At 71.3% G+C, this 16,732-nt stretch carries 13 protein-coding genes; 9 read left to right on the top strand and 4 right to left on the bottom strand.

The genetic code is table 11. From position 1 onward, the window contains the following. Positions 1 to 2: 2 nt before the first annotated feature. Positions 3 to 3,215, bottom strand: a complete 3,213-nt coding sequence (locus ACJX2R_RS41190) for an alpha-L-rhamnosidase (protein ID WP_413104220.1) — start codon at positions 3,213 to 3,215, stop codon at positions 3 to 5. Between the two features lie 230 nt (positions 3,216 to 3,445). Between ACJX2R_RS41190 and ACJX2R_RS41195 the strand changes: the two genes are divergently transcribed. The 8 genes from ACJX2R_RS41195 to ACJX2R_RS41230 all read left to right on the top strand — a co-directional run bounded on the left by ACJX2R_RS41195 (position 3,446) and on the right by ACJX2R_RS41230 (position 12,488). Then, positions 3,446 to 5,152: a sugar ABC transporter ATP-binding protein gene (locus tag ACJX2R_RS41195; protein ID WP_413104221.1), complete on the top strand. Its 1,707-nt coding sequence runs from the start codon at positions 3,446 to 3,448 to the stop codon at positions 5,150 to 5,152. Positions 5,153 to 5,154: 2 nt separating this feature from the next. Continuing rightward, positions 5,155 to 6,192: an ABC transporter permease gene (locus ACJX2R_RS41200; RefSeq protein WP_413106078.1), complete on the top strand. Its 1,038-nt coding sequence runs from the start codon at positions 5,155 to 5,157 to the stop codon at positions 6,190 to 6,192. Continuing rightward, positions 6,189 to 7,160, top strand: coding sequence for an ABC transporter permease (locus tag ACJX2R_RS41205; RefSeq protein WP_413104222.1), 972 nt, complete (start codon positions 6,189 to 6,191; stop codon positions 7,158 to 7,160). The genes ACJX2R_RS41200 and ACJX2R_RS41205 overlap by 4 nt, the downstream gene beginning before the upstream one ends. 29 nt (positions 7,161 to 7,189) lie before the next feature. Next, a complete protein-coding gene (rhaS, locus tag ACJX2R_RS41210; RefSeq protein WP_413104223.1) occupies positions 7,190 to 8,326 on the top strand; it encodes a rhamnose ABC transporter substrate-binding protein in 1,137 nt (378 codons plus the stop codon). A gap of 15 nt (positions 8,327 to 8,341) precedes the next feature. Continuing rightward, the gene (locus tag ACJX2R_RS41215) at positions 8,342 to 8,662 is read left to right on the top strand and encodes an L-rhamnose mutarotase (protein WP_413104224.1); all 321 of its coding nucleotides are present in this window, start codon (positions 8,342 to 8,344) and stop codon (positions 8,660 to 8,662) included. 198 nt (positions 8,663 to 8,860) lie between these two features. After that, positions 8,861 to 10,300 carry a BNR repeat-containing protein gene (locus ACJX2R_RS41220; protein WP_413104225.1) on the top strand — a complete coding sequence of 480 codons (1,440 nt, stop codon included), beginning with the start codon at positions 8,861 to 8,863 and terminating at the stop codon, positions 10,298 to 10,300. A 2-nt stretch (positions 10,301 to 10,302) separates the two neighbouring features. After that, positions 10,303 to 11,328, top strand: a complete 1,026-nt coding sequence (locus ACJX2R_RS41225) for a LacI family DNA-binding transcriptional regulator (protein WP_413104226.1) — start codon at positions 10,303 to 10,305, stop codon at positions 11,326 to 11,328. 140 nt (positions 11,329 to 11,468) lie between these two features. After that, a complete protein-coding gene (locus ACJX2R_RS41230; RefSeq protein WP_413106079.1) occupies positions 11,469 to 12,488 on the top strand; it encodes a LacI family DNA-binding transcriptional regulator in 1,020 nt (339 codons plus the stop codon). Between the two features lie 37 nt (positions 12,489 to 12,525). Here ACJX2R_RS41230 and ACJX2R_RS41235 read toward each other — a convergent pair whose 3' ends face one another. Together ACJX2R_RS41235 and ACJX2R_RS41240 are read right to left on the bottom strand one after the other, a co-directional pair. Beyond that, entirely contained in the window at positions 12,526 to 12,885 is a 360-nt protein-coding gene (locus ACJX2R_RS41235) for a universal stress protein (protein WP_198281518.1), read from the bottom strand. Next, positions 12,882 to 14,354, bottom strand: coding sequence for a sugar porter family MFS transporter (locus tag ACJX2R_RS41240; RefSeq protein WP_413104227.1), 1,473 nt, complete (start codon positions 14,352 to 14,354; stop codon positions 12,882 to 12,884). Before ACJX2R_RS41240 ends, ACJX2R_RS41235 begins: the two co-directional genes overlap by 4 nt. A 216-nt stretch (positions 14,355 to 14,570) precedes the next feature. Between ACJX2R_RS41240 and ACJX2R_RS41245 the strand changes: the two genes are divergently transcribed. After that, positions 14,571 to 15,653 (top strand): LacI family DNA-binding transcriptional regulator, encoded by a 1,083-nt coding sequence (locus tag ACJX2R_RS41245; RefSeq protein WP_413104228.1) that lies wholly within the window; start codon positions 14,571 to 14,573, stop codon positions 15,651 to 15,653. On the opposite strand, the gene ACJX2R_RS41250 is transcribed toward ACJX2R_RS41245, so the two are convergent. Continuing rightward, entirely contained in the window at positions 15,624 to 16,730 is a 1,107-nt protein-coding gene (locus tag ACJX2R_RS41250) for an NAD(P)-binding domain-containing protein (RefSeq protein ID WP_413104229.1), read from the bottom strand. The genes ACJX2R_RS41245 and ACJX2R_RS41250 overlap by 30 nt on opposite strands. Between the last annotated feature and the right edge of the window lie 2 nt (positions 16,731 to 16,732).

The raw sequence follows: 16,732 nt of genomic DNA on the forward strand, positions 1-16,732 counted from the left end.
ACCTAGCCGCGCGGTCCGCCACGCGTCAAGAAGTGGTGGGTCCCCGACCCCACGGCGAACACCGCGCAGCCGTCCGCCATGCGCAGCAGACGGGCGCCGGAAGCGGTCACGTCCGCCGCGCGGCGTGCCGGGACCCAGATCCGGGCCGTGGTGTTGACGGGGATGGACACCGTGAGGGTGAAGTCGTCGCCGTTGTCCCCGCCCTGCGACCAGCGGGTGGTGACCGGGCCGTAGAGCGAGTCGTAGCGGCCCTCGGCGGAGCGCACCTCGCCACCGGGGCGGGGCCGGATCAGGATCTCGCGGAAGCCGGGGGCGGCGGGGGCGATCCCGGTGATGTTCTGGTACATCCACTCGCCGACCGAGCCGTAGGCGTAGTGGTTGAACGAGTTCATCCCGACGTCCTGGAAGCTCCCGTCCGGTTTGATCGAGTCCCAGCGCTCCCACATCGTGGTCGCGCCCCGGTCGATCTGGTAGCCCCAGGAGGGGAACGTGCGCTGGTGGAGCAGGCGGTACGCGACGTCGGTGTGACCGGTCTCGGTGAGCGTCGGAAGCAGCCGCGGGGTGCCGAGGAATCCGGTGGACAGATGCCAGTCGCGGTCCTTGACGAGGGCGACGAGGCGATCGGCCGCGGGTGTGCGGAGGTCGGCCGGGAGCAGATCCATGGAGAGCGCCAGGACGTACGCGGTCTGGGTGTCGCCCTTGATCCTGCCGTCGGCGGACACGTACGCGCGGTTGAAGGCCGCCTTGATACGGGTCAGGAGGTCTTCGTACGGGGCCGGGTCCTCGCCCAGGACGTGTGCGGTGCGGGCGACGAGGTCGGTGGCGTGGGCGAAGTAGGCGGTGGCGATGACGTCCTTGGGGGTGTCCGCCTCGACGCTGAGCCAGTCGCCGTAGCCCTCGGCGGGCCGCAGCAGGCCGGTGCTGTGCTGTTCCAGGTAGGTGATCCAGCGCCGCATGGCCGGCCAGTTCTCGCGCAGCACCCGGGTGTCGCCGTACGCCTGGTAGAGGTTCCAGGGCACGGTCACCCCGGCGTCGCCCCAGCCCGCCACGCCGTTGCCGACGTCGCCGAGGTGGGGTGCCACATCGGGGAAGGAGCCCTCGTCGGTCTGGCCGTCGCGCAGGTCCTGGAGCCACTTGGTGAGGAAGCGGGCGGACTCCATGGTGTACGCGGCGGTGCTGGAGAACACGTTGATGTCACCGGTCCAGCCGAGCCGTTCGTCCCGCGCCGGGGTGTCGGTGGGGATGGACAGGAAGTTGCCGCGCAGCCCCCAGGTGATGTTGGAGTGCAGCTGGTTGAGCATCGCCGAGTCGGTGTGGAAGGACAGGGTGAACGGGGCGGCGGTGTGCATCACCCGGCCGGTGATCGCGTCGGGGGAGGGCGTTCCGGGGTAGCCCGTGACCTCGACGTAGCGGAAGCCGTGGAAGGTGAAGCGCGGCTCGTAGGTCTCCCGGCCGCCGCCCTTGAGGGTGTAGGTGTCGACGGGGCGGGCGGTGCGCAGATTGGCCGTGTAGGCGGTGCCGTCCGGGCCCAGCACCTCGGCGTGGCGGATCCGGACCTTGTGGCCGGCCGGGCCGGAGACCGTGAGGCGGACGCTGCCGACCATGTTCTGGCCCAGGTCGAAGAGGTGGACACCGGGGGTGGGTTCGGTGACCTCGACGGGTTTGAGCTCGCGTTCCACCCGGGTCGGGGCGTCGGTCTGGGCCACCACCTCGGCCGTGATGTCGGTGGCCGTGACGGCGGGGCGCCAGCCGGTGTCGTCGAAGCCCGGTGAGGTCCAGCCGGGGGTCTCCGCGCGGGCGTCGTACTCCTCGCCCATCAGCAGGTCGGCGGTGAGCAGCGGACCGGTGGCCGCGCGCCACTGCTGGTCGGTGGTGATGCGCTCGGTGCTGCCGTCGGTGTACGTGACCTCCAGCTGGGCGAGCAGGGCGGGGTGGTCGCCGTACTGGGTCTGGCCGAACCAGGCGATGTTCCCGGCGTACCAGCCGGGGGCGAGGGTCACCCCGAGGGCGTTGGTCCCCCGGCGGAGGGCGTCGGTGACGTCGTAGGTCTGGTACGCCACGCGCTTGCGGTAGTCGGTCCAGCCGGGCGCCAGCTGGTCGCGGCCGACGCGGACGCCGTTGAGGTGGGCTTCGTAGAGGCCCAGGGCCGTGGCGTAGAGCCGGGCGCGCGCCACGGGCTTGGTGAGCCGGAAGGCGCGGCGCAGCTGGGTGGGGGACTGGAGGGGGAGCACCTTGCCCCAGGGTCCGCCGCCCCAGGCCGCCAGCTTCTTGGCGGTGGCCCAGCCGCCGTCGTCGTAGTCCGGGTCCGCCCAGGCGGCCGGGGGTTCGGTGTCGGTCGTGCGCCAGGTGGCGTCGGTGTGGTGGTGGGTGGTGCCGTCCTCGGTGGTGAGCTCCAGGGTGGCCAGCAGCCCCGCCGGGCCCTTCTCGGCGTTGGTGGCCGCGATGGCGAGGGTGGCGGGCGCTTCGCTGAGGAATTCGGTCACGTCGACGGTGACCGGATGGCTCCATGCCTTGAGGACGCCCACCGCCTCGCGGGCGGCGACCTCGGTGCCGTTCACATGGGCGGTGAAGCCGTCGTCGGCCGCCACCACCAGCCGGGCCCGGCGGACACCGCCTGGGGCGCGGACGGAGGTGCGGAACCACCGGGTGGCCGCCGGGGCCTCGGTGGCCGGATCCCCCTCGGGGAACCAGATCCAGGAGGCGCCCTCCAGGGACGGGGGCGCGGTCAGCGCGGCGGGCGCGGCGATCCAACGGGCCTGCCACTGGCCGGAGTTCAGCAGCCCGGTCTCCCACCAGGCGGGGGCGGACCACGGGGAGGGGCGGCCGTGGCAGTCCCAGACCCGCACCGACCAGTGGTAGCGGGTGCGCGGACGCAGGGCCGGGCCGTCGTAGGGGACCAGGACCGACTGGCGCGAAGTCGTCTTGCCGCTGTCCCAGACGTCCGGCTCGCCGAGCCGGTCGGGGGAGGTGGCGACCCGGATGTGGTAGGCGCTCTGGAGCTGGTCGCGGGCGTCCGAGCCGAGGATCCAGCTCAGCCGGGGGCGGGCGGTGTCGAGGCCGAGCGGGTTGGGCGCGTACTCCACCGTGGTGCTCCGGACCCGCAGCCCCGCGCCGGGGCGGTCCTCGGCGGTGGCGGACGGGGTGAGGGCGGGCAGACCCGTGAGGGCCGTACCGGTGGCAGCGGTGGTGGCGAGCAGGTGCCGTCTGCTGATCACGAGCTTCCTCCAGGGCCGGGGACGGCTGGATGAAAACGATCGATGAAAACGATTCAACCCAAGGCGCCTGGACCGTAGGGCCGGGACTCCGGGTGCGTCAAGGGGGCTGAAACGATGTGGGTATATCCCGTGCATACCCCCTTGACGGCCGCATAGGGCCCCGCTAGCTTCCCGGAATCCGGCATTGAAACATTTCATTTACTGCCCCTGCGTACGCGTCAGGAGACTCCGTGAGCCAGCCTGCTTCGACCGGTGTGCCGGTCCTCGCCCTCGAGGGGGTGAACAAATCCTTCGGCGCCGTACGGGCCCTCCAGGAGGTCTCGCTCGAGCTCTTCGCCGGTGAGGCCCATGCCCTGGCCGGTGAGAACGGGGCGGGCAAGTCGACGCTCATCAAGATCCTCGCCGGGGTGCACCGGCCCGACTCCGGCCGGGTGCTGCTGGACGGCGAGCCGGTGGTCTTCCACGGCCCCGCCGACGCCCGTGACATCGGCACCGCCGTCATCTACCAGGAGCCGACGCTCTTCCCCGATCTCTCCATCGCCGAGAACATCTTCATGGGCCGTCAGCCCCGCCGCGCTCTCGGCCGGATCGACCACAAGGCCGTACGGACCTCCACCGCCGCCCTGATGGCACGGCTCGGCGTCGAACTCGACCCGGACCGGCCCGCCAGGGGCCTGTCCATCGCCGACCAACAGATCGTCGAGATCGCCAAGGCGCTCTCCTTCGACGCCCGGGTACTGATCATGGACGAGCCGACGGCGGCGCTCACCGGGAGCGAGACCGCCCGGCTCTTCTCGGTGGTCGAGACGCTGCGCGCAGAGGGCGCCGCCGTGCTGTTCATCTCCCACCGCCTGGAGGAGATCTTCGAGCTCTGCCAGCGGGTCACCACCCTGCGGGACGGCCGGCTGGTGGCGTCCGAGCCGCTGGCCGGGCTCACCCAGGACGCCCTGGTCCGCCGCATGGTCGGCCGGGACCTGGCCGAGCTCTACCCCAAGCAGGACAGCCGGGTCGGCGAGACCGCGCTGGAGGTGCGGCGGCTGACCCGTGAGGGCGTCTTCCGGGACGTCTCCTTCGAGGTGCGGCGCGGTGAGATCGTCGCGCTCGCCGGGCTGGTCGGCGCCGGACGCACCGAGGTGGCCCAGGCCGTCTTCGGCGTGGACCGGGCGGACGCGGGCGAGGTGCGGGTCGGCGGGGCGGTGCTGCGGCCCGGTTCGCCCACCGCCGCCATGGACGCCGGGCTCGCGCTCGTACCCGAGGACCGGCGCCAGCGGGGGCTGGTGATGGAGATGTCCATCGAGCGGAACATCGGGCTGACCGGCCTGGACCGGCTGGGCCGCGCGGGGCTGGTGAAACGGGCGCTGGAGCGCGGCCGCGCGGCCGACTGGGCGGTCCGGCTCCAGCTGAAGTACGGCAGTCTCGCCGACCACGTCGGGGTGCTCTCCGGCGGCAATCAGCAGAAGGTCGTGCTCGCCAAGTGGCTGGCGACCGAGCCCACGGTGCTCATCGTCGACGAGCCCACGCGCGGGATCGACGTCGGCACCAAGGCCGAGGTGCACCGGCTGCTGTCGTCGCTGGCCGCCGACGGGCTCGCGGTGCTGATGATCTCCTCCGACCTGCCCGAGGTGCTGGGCATGGCCGACCGGGTCCTGGTGATGCACGAGGGCCGGCTGGTGGCCGAGATCCCGCGCGCCGAGGCCACCGAGGAGACCGTGATGGCCGCCGCGACCGGGCTCACGGATGGCGCCGATGGCGTCGGTGTCGCCGGTGAGGCCGCCGCGACCGAGCTCCCCCGCGACGCCGACGCGATCGGGCCCACCGATGGCACCGCAGCGAGCGGGCGCACCGGGCCCACCGGCGCGAGCGGGCGCACCGGCGCCACCGGTGACACGGGCGCCACCGGGCCCACCGGCGCCACCGCAGAAGGGACCCGCAAGTGAGCGTGACCATCGAGAAACCCGATAAAACCGCCGCCGTGCCGGAGGCGGCACGCTCGGCGCGCTCGCTCGTGGACGCCGTCTTCCGCGCGCGGGAGATCAGCATCGCCGGAGCCCTCGTGCTGCTGGTGCTGTTCACCTGGATCGCCGAACCGCGCTTCCTCGACGACCAGGGCATCAAGGACCTGCTGCTCAACGCCGCCATCCTGGTGCTGCTCGCGGTCGGGCAGTCGGTCGTGGTCATCACCCGCAACATCGATCTGTCGGTCGGCTCCGTGGTGGGCCTGTCCGCCTTCGCCTGCGGGAAGTTCGTCTCCGGCACCGACCACGGGGCGCTGACGGTCCTGGCTCTCGGCCTCCTCGTCGGCGCGGGCTGCGGCATCGTCAGCGGTGCGCTGGTGAGCTTCGGACGGGTGCCCGCGCTGGTGGTGACCCTCGGGATGCTCTACATCATCCAGGGTGTCGACTACTGGTGGGCGCAAGGCGAGCAGATCAACGCCGCCGATGTGCCGCAGTCCGTGCTGGACCTCGGCAGCGGCAGTGTGCTGGGCATCCCGTATCTCCCGCTGATCGCCTTCGTGGTGCTCGCCGGGACCGCGTACGTCCTGCGCACCTACCGTGGCGGCCGTGAGCTGTACGCCATCGGCTCCAGCCCGGAGGCCGCCCGGCTGGCCGGGGTGCCGATCCGGCGGCGGGTGCTGGCCGCGTATGTGTTCTCCGGCGCCGTCTCGGGCTTCGCGGGCGCGCTGTGGCTGGCCCGTTTCGGCACCGTGGTCGCCGACAACGCCCACGGCTGGGAACTCACCGTGGTCAGCGCGGTGGTGGTCGGTGGCGTCGCCATCGTCGGCGGCACCGGCACGGTGTGGGGCGCGGCGCTGGGCGCGCTGCTGCTCACCACGATCGGCAGCGCGCTGGCCGTGCTGAAGGTCGACTCGTTCTGGCAGGACGCCATCGCCGGTGCGCTGCTGCTGGCGGCCATCAGCGTGGACCGGATCGTACGGGTGCGCATGACCCGCGCGCTGACGAAGAGGAGCGCCCGATGAAGCTCAGGTGGGACACCGCCGTCGGGGTGCTGCTGGTGGCCGTCTTCCTCACCGGCCTCGGCACCACGGACGGCTTCGCCAGCCGCGACAACCTCGCCTTCGCCTTCAACGACATCGCCGAAGTGGCGCTGATGGCGCTGCCGATGACACTGCTGGTGGTGGCCGGGCAGGTGGATCTGTCGGTGGCCTCGATGCTCGGCCTGTCCAGCGCGCTCACCGGCCAACTCTGGGACGCTGGCTGGGCGTTCGAGACCATAGTGCCGATCGTGCTGCTGGTCGGGGTGGCCGGCGGGCTGCTCAACGGCTGGCTGGTCACCCGGGTCGGGCTGCCCTCACTCGCCGTCACCATCGGCACGCTCGCGCTCTACCGGGGGCTGGCGTCGGTGGTGCTCGGCTCCAACGCCATCACCGACTTCCCCGAGACGTACGCCAAATGGGCCGTGGACACCACCACCGTGCCCGGCACCTTCCTCACCTATCCGGTGACGCTGTTCATCGTGCTGGCCGTCGTCGCCGCCGTGGTGCTGCACGCCACGGGCGTGGGCCGGTCGCTGTTCGCCATCGGCGCCCAGGAGGACGCCGCGTACTTCGCGGGCATCCGCGTCAAGCGCCTCAAGCTGCTGCTGTTCGTGGTCAGCGGGCTGATCTCGGCCTTCGCGGGGGTCGTGTTCACCCTGCGGTACGGGAGCGCGCGGGCCGACAACGGCCAGGGCTTCGAAATGCTCGTCATCGCCTCCGTCCTGCTGGGCGGCGTCGACTTCGACGGCGGCAAGGGCACACTGTTCGGCGCCGTCGCCGGGGTGCTGCTCATCGGTGTCCTGAAGAACCTGCTGACCCTCAACGACGTGGCCAACGAGGTCCAGGTGATCGTCACCGGGCTGCTGCTGGTGGCCTCCGTCCTCACCCCCCGTCTGATCACCACCGTGAGCGCCTGGCGTCACCGGCGCGCCGCCGCCTCGACCAGCTGACCCACCCACGCACCGCGAAAGGTCTTCTCATGAAGCAGCGCTTCGCCCTCCCGTCGCCCGCCACCACCCTCAAACGAGGCGCTGCGCGCCACGACCCTTTTCGAAGCCACCGCGCCGCCGCCACCGCCGCCGTGGTCTGTGCCCTGGCCGTGGCCCTGGCCGGCTGCGGCGGCACCACCAAGAAGGACAACGACAACGGCGGCGCCGCCAAGAGCGACGCCAAGGCCGACCCCGGCGCCCCCCTGAAGAAGGACCTCAAGCTGGCCTTCCTGCCCAAGCAGATCAACAACCCCTACGAGAAGCTCATCGACGAGTCGGGGATCACGGCCGCCGGGGAGTTCGGCGGCAAGGGCAAGGAGGTCGGCCCGTCCGACGCCAGCGCCTCCTCCCAGGTGTCGTACATCAACACCCTGATCCAGCAGCGCCAGGACGCCATCCTGATCGCGGCCAACGACCCCAACGCGGTGTGCGGCCCGCTCAAGCAGGCCATGAAGAAGGACATCAAGGTGGTGGCGTACGACTCGGACACCGCCCCGGCCTGCCGCCAGCTCTTCATCAACCAGGCCAGCTCCGAGGAGATCGGCCGCAGCCAGGTGCAGCACCTCGCCAAGCAGCTGGACTACAAGGGCCAGATCGCGATCCTCTCCGCCACCCAGAACGCCACCAACCAGAACACCTGGATCCGCTTCATGAAGGACGAGCTGAGCAAGCCCGCCTACAAGAACATGAAGCTGGTCAAGACGGTGTACGGGGACGACGACGACCAGAAGTCCTTCCAGGAGACCCAGGGCCTGCTCAAGGCGTACCCCAAGCTCAAGGGCATCATCGCGCCCACCACGGTCGGCATCGCCGCGGCCGCCCGCTACATCAGCGGCTCCTCGTACGAGGGCAAGGTGGTGCTGAACGGCCTCGGCACGCCCAACCAGATGCGTAAGTACGTCAAGGACGGCACCGTCGAGCAGTTCGCGCTCTGGGACCCCAAGAAGCTGGGCTACCTCGGTTCGTACGCAGCGGCCGCGCTCGCCTCCGGGCAGATCACCGGGGCCGAGGGGGAGAAGTTCAAGGCCGGGAAGCTGGGCGAGTACACGGTCGGCAAGAACGGCGAGGTCATCCTCGGCCCGCCCACCGTCTTCGACAAGTCCAACATCGACAAGTATCACTTCTGAGGCGGGCGGTCGGCGATGCGGCGGGTGTGTTTTCTGCTGAAGGTCCGCCAGGACCGGATCGAGGAGTACCGCGAGCGGCACGCCGCCGTGTGGCCCGAGATGCGGGCGGCGCTGTCGGAGACCGGCTGGCACAACTACTCGCTCTTCCTGCGCGAGGACGGGCTGCTCGTCGGCTATCTGGAGACCGAGGACTTCGAGGCGGCCCAGGCCGCGATGGCCGCCACCGAGGTCAACGCCCGCTGGCAGACCGAGATGGCGCCGTTCTTCGAGGCGCTCGACGGTGCGAAACCGGACGAGGCGATGAGGCCGCTGACGGAGGTCTTCCACCTCGCGTAAACGCTCCGCTGGAAGTGCCACGATCCGTCGTCGGCCATCCGCGGGGCCGTCGTGGCTGGTCGTGCCCACGCGGCGGAGCCGCACATCGACACAGCCCCGAGGCCCTTCGGGCGCTCGGGCTTCGGCCTCCGGCCTCGTCCCGGCCCCGGGGCCGGGGATGGCTCCGCCCCCAACAAGCGCACCAGGAAAGGAACGGACATGAGACCACTGGCCATCGCCGTCCTGGCCACCGCCCTGCTAGGCGCCGGGATCCCGAGGGCGGGCGCGGACACGAGCACAGGCGCGGGTTCCGTCGCCGCCCCCGGACCGGCCGTCAGCAAGCTCGCCGACACCCAACTCGACCCCAAGGCCCTCTACTTCGTCTCGTACGACGGCCTGGTCAACAACAACGCCTTCCAGAAGAACGGCCTGCTCACCTACAAGGGCTATCAGTACGCCGCCTGGTACACCGCCGACCGCAGCGCGGTCATCGGACGCCGCGCCCTCACCCAGCAGAGCTGGCAGACCGTCACCCTGCCGCACCGGCTCACCGCCGACGACTCCCACAACGTCATCTCCATGGGGATCTCCCGGACCGACGGCCGGCTGCACCTCAACATGGACTCCCACAGCAGCGGCTTCTTCTATGTGAAGTCCGTGGCCGGGCTGGTGGACGACCCCGCCGGACACCCCTGGACCACCGGCCAGTTCGGCGCCGTCCAGACCACCCTCGACGGCCTCGCGCTCACCTCCCAGTTCACCTACCCGCAGTTCATCGCCACCCCCGAGGGCCGACTTCAGCTCAGCTACCGCGTCGGCGTCTCCGGCAACGGCCGCAACGCGCTCGCCGAGTACGACGGCACCAAGTGGCGGGCCCTCGGCGAGTGGTCCTCCGCCACCGGCACCTACAGCAGCGAGCACGGCTCCAGCACCGCCCGCAACATGTATCTGCACGGCATCGACTACGGGCCCGACGGGCGGCTGCACGCCTTCTACACCTGGCGCGAGCAGAACAACGCGGTGATGTGCGCGAGCGGCGGTCTCACCAACCACGACACCGGCTACGTCTACAGCTCCGACCGGGGCCGCACCTGGCGCACCGCGGCGGGCGCCGCCGTCGGCACCACCGGTGGCTCCGACACGGTGGCGGTCGGCGACGCCGGAACGGTCGTCGATCCGCTCAACCCCGACCACTCGCTGATGAACCAGGAGAGCCAGGCCACCGACTCCGCGGGCGCGCCCCACGCCCTGATCAGCTATGTCCCCGGCCGCTTCGGGCAGTGCACCACCGACTACGTGGCCGACCGGACGAAAAACGGCCGTACCTTCCACGTCTTCAAGGACCCGGCGGGCGCCTGGAAGAAGACCGAGATCCCGGTGGCCCCCGGCTCCACCCAGCGCAGCCACCTGGTCTTCGACGCTTACGACAACGCCTACGCCGTGATGCCGTACGGCCGGATCGTGGCCGCCTCCAAGTCCTCTGGCTGGACGGACTGGAAGACCGTCTACGACGGCAGCGGGCTCAACGCCTTCGGCGAGGTCGTCGTGGACGACACCCGGCTCGCCCAGGACGGCGTCCTGTCGTTCATGTACCAGCGGAAGTCCAGCGGCACCACCCCCTCCGCCCTCCGCGTCGTCGACTTCGCCCTCCCCTCCTGACGATGGCACCAGGCGTGGGCATCAAGGAGGTGGCGCGCGAGGCCGGGGTCTCGGTCGGCACGGTCTCCAACGTCATCAACCGCCCGGACTCGGTGTCCGAGGAGACCCGGGCCCGGGTGCTGTCCACGATCGAGCGCCTGGGCTATGTGCGCCAGGAGTCCGCGCGTCAGCTGCGGGCCGGTCACAGCCGCATCATCGCGCTGCTGGTGCTGGACATGGCGAACCCGTTCTTCGTGGACGTCGCGCGGGGCGCGGAGCGTGCGGCGCGGGAGGCGGGTCTTGGGGTGATGGTGTGCAACAGCGCGCAGAGCCCGGAGGAGGAGGCCGACTACCTCGGCCTCTTCGCCGAGCAGCGGGTGCGCGGGGTGCTGATGACCCCGGCCGATATGACCGGGCGCAACCTCGCCTCCTTCCGGCGGCAGCCCATCCCCTTCGTCCTCGTGGACCGGGTGCTGCCCAGCGCCGAGGGGTGTTCGGTCTCGGTCGACGACGTGACCGGCGGCGAGCTCGCCGCCCGCCACCTCCTGGGTCTCGGCCACCCCAACCTCGCTTATGTGAGCGGTCCGATGCGGCTGGCCCAGTGCCGCGACCGCCGCGAGGGCGCGCTGCGCGCCCTGCGCGAGCGGGGGCTCGGCGAGTCCGCGCTGCGCCATGTCGAGGTGGACCGGCTGGATGTGACCTGCGGCCGGGACGCGGGGGCCCGGCTGCTGGGCATGTCCCCGCGCCCGACGGCGGTGTTCTGCGCCAATGACCTGCTGGCGCTGGGGGTGCTTCAGTCGCTGTACGGGGCCGGGGTTTCGGTGCCGGGGGAGGTGGCGCTGGTGGGGTACGACGACATCGAGTTCGCGGCGGCGGCCGCGGTGCCGCTGACGTCGGTGCGTCAGCCGGCGTTCCGGATGGGGCGTACGGCGGCCGAGCTGCTGATCGAGGAGACGGGGGAGCGGGGCGGGGACCACCGCCACCAGCGGATCGTCCTCCAGCCCGAGCTCGTGGTCCGCGGATCGAGCCTGGTGCGCTCCCGGGGCTGAGCCGGGCCCGGGGTCCGCCGCGGCCCGGGGGGCCGGGGCCCGCGGCGGCCCGGTCCTGCCCGACCGGTCGAACAGCGCATTACCATGTTCCCGCGACCGCGGTGGGTCGCGGGAAGGCGGAGGCCCGGGTCGTGGGACGCATGGTGGGGATCAAGGACGTCGCGCGGCAGGCGGGAGTGTCGGTCGGCACCGTCTCGAACGTGATCAACCGGCCCGAGATGGTCGCCGAGGCCACGCGCGACCGGGTGCAGGCCGTGATCGAGCGCCTGGGCTACGTACGCCAGGAGTCCGCGCGTCAGCTGCGCGCAGGGCGCAGCCGCATCATCTCGCTGCTGGTGCTGGACATGGCGAACCCGTTCTTCGTGGACGTGGCGAGCGGCGCGGAGCGTGCGGCGCGGGAGGCGGGTCTTGGGGTGATGGTGTGCAACAGCGCGCAGAGCCCGGAGGAGGAGGCCGACTACCTCGGGCTCTTCGCCGAGCACCGGGTACGCGGGGTGCTCGTCACTCCGGCCGATGTCACCGGCGCCAATCTGGAGGGGTTCCGGCGCCATGACATCCCGTTCGTCTTCGTGGACCGCGAGGTGCCCAGCGCCGAGGGGTGTTCGGTGTCGGTCGACGACATCGAGGGCGGGGCGCTCGCCGGGCGCCATCTCATCGCGCAGGGACACCGCTCCGTGGTCTACGTCAGCGGCCCGATGCTGCTCCCGCAGTGCCAGGACCGGCGCACCGGGCTGTGGGGCGCGTTCGCGGAGGAGGGGCTGCCGGAGGAGGCGATGGTGCACATCGAGGCCGAGCGGCTGGACGTGGCCTCGGGCCGGGACGCGGGCGCCCGGCTGCTGGGGATCTCACCCCGGCCGACGGCGGTGTTCTGCGCCAATGACCTGCTGGCGCTGGGGGTGCTCCAGGCCCTGTTCGCGGCCGGGGTCTCGGTGCCGGGGGAGGTGGCGCTGGTGGGGTACGACGACATCGAATTCGCGGCGGCGGCCGCGGTGCCGCTGACGTCGGTGCGGCAGCCGGCGTTCCGGATGGGGCGTACGGCGGCCGAGCTGCTGATCGAGGAGACCGGCGACGAGGCCGCCGTCCACCAGCACCGGCGGATCGTGCTCCAGCCGGAGCTGGTGGTGCGGGACTCGACGTTCGCGCCCAGGCCGGGCGCCTGACCTGGGGTTCGCGGATCCCGGCCGCGCCGGGGCCCGGTCAGACCGGTGGTTTGACCGCGACGACGGGCACGGGGCTCTCCAGCAGCAGCCGCTGGCTCACACTGCCCAGCAGCGCCTTGCCCACCGGCGATCGCCGCCGGAGGCCGATGACCAGCCGGTCGACATCCGGCCGGGCCTCGATCTCGTCCAGAACGGCGTCGACCGGGTCGCGGTCGCCGGGACCGCTGCGCTCGACGACCGTGGTCCGCAGGTCATCGGGGACCCCGGAGCGGTCCAGCGCCGACAGGCGCAGATTGACCAGCACCAGATCGGTGCCCAGCAGCCGGGCCTCGGCGATTCCCGCGGTCAGCGCGTGGTCTCCCTCGCGGCCCTCGGCGATGGCGGTCAGGACGGTCATGGTGCGGAGCCCTCCTCTCGGGGCGGGGCGGGTGAGGAGTAGCGGGCGCGGAAGTCGTCCTCCAGCTCTTCCAGCGAGCGGCCCTTGGTCTCGGGCACACAGGTCGCGATGAAGAGGAGGGCCAGCACACCGAAGGCGGCGAAGGCGAAGAAGGTGTTCGAGATCCCCATGGCCTTCACGATGGGCGGGAAGCCGAGGGCCACCAGGGCGTTCGCCATCCACAGCACGAAGATGCTGATGCCGATGGCCAGGCTGCGGATCTTCAGCGGGAACATCTCGGAGAGGATCAGCCAGACCAGCGGACCGATGGTCGCCTGCATGGAGAAGACGAAGAGCACGACGAACACGAGGATGAACCACGCCTTCGCGGTGCCCTCGGGCATCAGCAGCGCGGACAGCCCGACGAGCAGGTGGAACGTCGTGGTCAGGGCGAATCCGCCGAGCAGCATGGTGCGCCGCTTGAGCTTGTTGATGACCGACACGCCCACCGCGATGCCGATGACACTGAAGGCGCCGTTGAGGGTGTTCGCGATGATGGCGGAGTCGCCCGAGAACCCGGCATCGCCGAGCAGCTGCGTACCGTAGTACATGACGGAGTTGATGCCGGTGAACTGCTGACAGACGCCGAGCCCCGCCCCGATCAGGATGAGCACGCGCACCCATCGCACCCCGAGATCCACCCGGCCCGCGGTCTTGGCGACCCGCTCCTCCTCGGCGAGCCGGTGGACCTCGGCCATCTCCGCCTGGGCCCGCTCGGGGGTGCGGACCTGGGACAGCACCGCGAGCGCCTCCTCGTCACGGCCCTGGGATACCAGCCAGCGCGGACTCTCCGGCAGCCGCAGCATGCCGATGAACAGCCCGATCGCCGGGAGGACGGCGACGAGCAGCATCAGCCGCCAGATGCCATCGGTCTCGCCCCAGAGGTTGAAGATGACCGCGTTGATGACGAACGCGGCGAACTGGCCGGTCACGATCATCACCTCATTGCGGGTGACGATGGAACCGCGGCGTTCGACCGGGGCGATCTCGGCCAGATAGACCGGGACCGTCGCCGAGGCGCCGCCCACGGCGAGGCCGAGGATGAAGCGGAAGAGGGCGAGCACCTGCCAGCTCGGCGACAGTACGCAGCCCACGGTGCCGAGCATGAACACCAGGGCCAGCAGCAGGATGTTGTGGCGGCGGCCGTGCCGGTCGGAGAGTACTCCGCCGATCATGGCGCCGAAGGCGGCGCCGAAGATGAGGTTGCTGACGACGATTCCCTCGGTGAACGCGGTCAGCCCGAGGTCGTCGGTGAGTGGATCGAGGGCGCCGTTGACGACGCCGGTGTCATAGCCGAACAGCAGCCCGCCGAAGGTCACGATGACGGCGACCAGGCCGAGCCGTCGTGAATGGGGACCCTTGGTGTCCGGCGGCAGTTCGGGGTCTTGGTGTGTGATGCCCGAGTCCTTTGAGTCGAGTCGGGTGTTCATCGTCGTGTCTCCTCGTGGAGGCAGCGGAGGTCGTGGTGGCGTCCCGACAGGTCCGGTTGTTTCCCGATGCCGGGTGAGTGGCCGCCCAGCCAGCCACGATCGTGCGGCTGCGGAGAGCCTTTGTCTTTTTGTCAGTACAACTAGTACGTACAAGTGCCACGTACTATGGGGGCGGCGTGTGATGCATGTCAAGACATGAAGCGCGAGGAGGCAGGGATGGGGGATCCAGGGAGCACCGGCCCCTCGGTCGGGCGGGGAACCCCGGTGGGGCGTCCCAAGCGCCCCACCATGTCCGATATCGCCGCACGCGTCGGTGTCTCGCAGGCCCTGGTGTCACTGGTGTTCCGCAACCAGCCCGGGGCGAGCCCCGATACGCGCCGACGCGTCTTCCAGGCGGCCGAGGAACTGGGCTATCGTCCCGACACCGCCGCCCAGCTTCTGCGCCGCACGCGCAGTCGGCAGTTGGGCGTGCTGTTCACCATGCGTCAGCCGCACGACGTGGGCATCGTCGAGGCCCTGTACCCCGCCGCCCGGAACCACGGCTACACCCTCGTGCTCAACGCCATGGTCGACACCCGCGACGAGCGTCAGGCGATGGACGAACTGCTCGGACTGCGCTGTGAAGCCATCATCACCATCGGCACCACGTTCGAGCGGCACCACCTGGCCACGGACGTCGGCCGCCCCTCCGTCGTGGAGATCAACCCGCTGACGCGAGCCGCCGGTACGGACGTCGTCCGGACCGCCGAGCGGAACGGGATGCGCCAAGCCGTCGACCACCTCGTCGCACAAGGACACCGTGCCATCGCGCACATCGACGGCGGCGCCATGCCCGGCGCCGAGGAGAGGCGGCGCGGATACCGCGCCGCCATGCGCCACCACGGACTGGCCGACCACATCCGGGTCCACCCCGGCGACTACACCGAGGAATCCGGAGCCCGCGCGGCCCGGGACCTGCTCGCGCGGCCCGAGCTGCCCACGGCCGTCATCGCCGGGAACGACCGCTGTGCGCACGGTCTGCTCGGCACGCTCCTGCGCGCGGGCGTCAGGGTGCCCGATGACGTGTCCATCGTGGGCTACGACGACAGCCAGCTCGCCCGGCTGTCCTTCATCGACCTCACCTCCGTGCGCCAGGACGCCGCCGAGGCGGCCGAAGTCGCCGTCCGGGCGGCCGCCGAACGACTCGACGAGGGGCGCACCGCCGACCGGGACATCGTCCTCGACCCCACCCTCGTGGTCCGGGGCAGCACCGGCCCGGCCCGCCCCCGGTCAACGCCCGACGGCGACCTCCTCCGGTGACCACTGGCTGCCGTAAGGGGCACCCAGCAGCTCCTGGATCTCCCGTACGGCGGCCCGGCCCGCCCGGTTGGCGCCGACCGTACTGGCCGAGGGCCCGTAGCCGACCAGATGCACCCGGGGATCACGGACCGCCCGGGTCCCCTCGACGGCGATCCCGCCACCCCGCTCGCGCAGCCGCAGCGGGGCCAGATGGTCGATCGCGGCGCGGAAACCGGTGGCCCAGAGGATCGTGTCCGCCTCGACATGGCGCCCGTCCGCCCAGGCCACCCCGTCCGGGGTGATCCGCTCGAACATCGGCAGCCGGTCGAGTATCCCCTTCTCCCGGGCCCGCTCCATCGCCTCCGTCATGGGCAGCCCGGTCACCGACACCACACTCTGCGGCGGCAGTCCCCGCCGCACCCGCTCCTCCACCAGCGCGACGGCGGCGCGGCCCTGGTCCTGGCCGAACGGTCCGGTGCGGAAGACCGGCGGGCGGCGGGTGACCCAGGTGGTCTCCGCCGCCACCTCGGCGACCTCCAGCAGATGCTGCACCCCGGACGTACCGCCCCCGACGACGATCACCCGCTGCCCGGCGAACGCCTCGGGCCCCGGGTACCGCGCGGTGTGCAGCTGCCGCCCCCGGAAGGTCTCCTGCCCGGGGTAGCGGGGCCAGAACGGCCGGTCCCAGGTCCCGGTCGCGTTGATCAGCGCCCGCGCGGACCAGGTCCCGGCCGGGGTCTCGACCAGCAGCCGGCCGTCGTCCCCGTTCCGTACGGCGTCGACGTGCACGGGGCGGACGACCCGCAGATCGAAGGCGCGCTCGTAGCGTGCGAAGTAGGCCGGGACCACCTCGGACGAGGGCCGCTCGGGATCCGCGTCATCGCTGGTCAGCCGCATGCTGGGCAGGTCGTACATCCCGTGCACCTTGCCGTATGTCAGCGACGGCCACCGGAACTGCCACGCCCCGCCGGGCGCGGGCGCGTGGTCGAGCACCACGAAGCCGGTCCCGGGCTCGTACCCGGCCCGCCTCAGGTGATAGGCCCCGGACAACCCCGCCTGCCCGGCACCGATGACCACGACGTCCACGCTGTTGTTCATGC

The organism is Streptomyces sp. Inha503, assembly GCF_047215865.1.
Classification (GTDB): Bacteria; Actinomycetota; Actinomycetes; order Streptomycetales; family Streptomycetaceae; genus Streptomyces; species Streptomyces lycopersici.